We start from the raw sequence: 763 nt of genomic DNA, 5'->3' as shown, positions 1-763 counted from the left end.
CGTCACCAGCAGCCAGAGCAACGACCCCTACAGCCACATCGACCAGGAAGGCCGCTACAAGGTCAGTTTCCTGTTCGACCGCGACACCTGGGACACCGGCGAAGAAAGCCTGTGGCTGCGTCTGGCCCGGCCCTACGCCGGCGACACCCACGGCCTGCACCTGCCGCTGATCTGCGGCACCGAAGTGGCGATTGCCTTCGAACACGGCGACCCCGACCGCCCGTACATCGCCCACGCCCTGCACGACAGCCAGCACCCCGACCACGTCACCCTCAAAGACCGCGACTACACCCGCAACGTGCTGCGTACCCCGGCCAACAACAAGCTGCGCATGGAGGATGAGCGGGGCAAGGAACACGTCAAGCTCAGCACCGACAACAGCGGCAAGAGCCAGCTCAATCTTGGGCATCTGGTGGATGCAGAGAAGCACAAACGTGGCGAAGGGTTTGAGCTGCGCACCGATGGCTGGGGGGCGATTCGCGGTGGCAAGGGGGTGTTCATCAGCGCCGACAGCCAGCCAAAAGGCAAAGGCGATGTGCTGGACATGAATGACGCCGTGGCCCAGCTCAGGCAATCCCTGGAGCTGGTCAAGGCGTTGGCACACTGCGCGGCTGACTCGCAGGCCCTGCCTGCGGATGCCTCAGCCCAGCACGCGCTCAAGGAAGTGTTGACCGAACTCAAGCAAGCCGGCCTGATCGCCTCGGCCCCGGCCGGCATCGCCCTGACCACCCCCGCCAGCCTGCAACTCTCGGCAGGTCAGAAC

At 65.1% G+C, this 763-nt stretch carries 1 protein-coding gene; it reads left to right on the top strand.

What is annotated here, in order from left to right; translation table 11 throughout:
* Positions 1-763, top strand: a 763-nt coding sequence (vgrG, locus tag BWR59_RS31700; RefSeq protein ID WP_143491011.1) for a type VI secretion system Vgr family protein, incomplete at both ends; no start/stop codon positions are given.

The organism is Pseudomonas sp. Bc-h, assembly GCF_002080045.1.
In the GTDB taxonomy this organism is placed as follows: domain Bacteria; phylum Pseudomonadota; class Gammaproteobacteria; order Pseudomonadales; family Pseudomonadaceae; genus Aquipseudomonas.
This window is presented reverse-complemented; position numbering and strand designations above follow the sequence as displayed.